Genomic DNA, 1,244 nt, shown 5'->3' with positions numbered 1-1,244 from the left:
AAGCTATGCTATGGCAAAAAATATCTATGAGAATTATTTAGAAACTCATGCCACTAAAGGCACACAACTTGGTTTCATAGGGCTATCCACACCCAAAACCCATAGCCAAAAAGTGAGTTTAGAAGCGCTAGATAACGCTCATGAAATAGAAAATAAAAATCCCCTAGATGAAGCTCAAGAACTTTTAGAGAGCTTATCTAGTTATGATGAAAATGGCAATCTTATCGCTCCTAGCAAGAAAGAATTAGAGAACGAGCTCAAAGAGAAAGAGGCTAGAAGCGTCAACTTAGATGAAGAACTCGCTAAAGGCTGTTCGTTTGATGTTTATAGCGATGTTTTAAGGCATTTAGTCCAAATGGGCATCCCACAAAATGAAATCGCTTTCATCCATGACGCTAAAACTGAAGATCAAAAACAGGATTTGTTTAAAAAAATCAATCGTGGCAAAGTCAGGGTATTATTGGGCAGTCCTGCTAAAATGGGCGTAGGCACTAATGTGCAAGAGAGATTAGTCGCTATGCATGAATTAGATTGCCCATGGAGACCTGATGAATTGTTGCAAATGGAAGGGCGTGGGATAAGACAAGGCAATATTTTGCACCAAAACGATCCTGAAAATTTTAGAATGAAAATCTATCGCTACGCCACTGAAAAAACTTATGATAGCCGTATGTGGCAAATCATAGAGACTAAATCTAAAGGTATAGAGCAATTTAGAAACGCGCACAAATTAGGCTTGAATGAATTAGAAGACTTTAATATGGGGAGTTCTAATGCGAGTGAGATGAAAGCAGAAGCGACAGGCAATCCCTTAATTATTGAAGAAGTCAAATTGAGGGCTGAAATCAAAAATGAAGAAGCAAAATACAAAGCTTTCAATAAAGAAAATTACTTCAATGAAGAGAATTTGAAAAACAACTCTTCTAAATTGGATTATCTCAAACAGGAATTGAAAGATTTAGAAACGCTTCAAAGCTCTATAATAATCCCCACTCACACAGAGATCAAGCTCTATGATTTGAAAAATGAAGAGAGTAAGGATTATGAGCTTATCAAAGTTAAAGAAATAGAGCCTTTAAAAGAAAACGCCTCTATGAGTGAAGAATTAACGCACAAAAAACTCAAAGAACAAAACAAGCAAATAGCCGAACAAAATAAAGAAAAGCTAGACGCTATTAAAAAGCAATTTGCAAGCAATTTGAACGACTTGTTTTTCAATGAAGAAAGAGATTGTAAGCTTTTAG

At 35.9% G+C, this 1,244-nt stretch carries 1 protein-coding gene; it reads left to right on the top strand.

Features of this window, described 5'->3' with window-relative positions; all coding sequences use genetic code 11:
* Positions 1 to 1,244: helicase-related protein (locus EAL49_RS08190; RefSeq protein WP_341466559.1), on the top strand; the 1,244-nt coding region annotated here is incomplete at both ends.

The organism is Helicobacter pylori (genome assembly GCF_003637665.1).
GTDB classification, from domain to species: Bacteria; Campylobacterota; Campylobacteria; order Campylobacterales; family Helicobacteraceae; genus Helicobacter; species Helicobacter pylori_CK.
The sequence above is the reverse complement of the archived record's forward strand: the minus strand, read 5'-3'. Positions and strand labels throughout refer to the sequence as shown.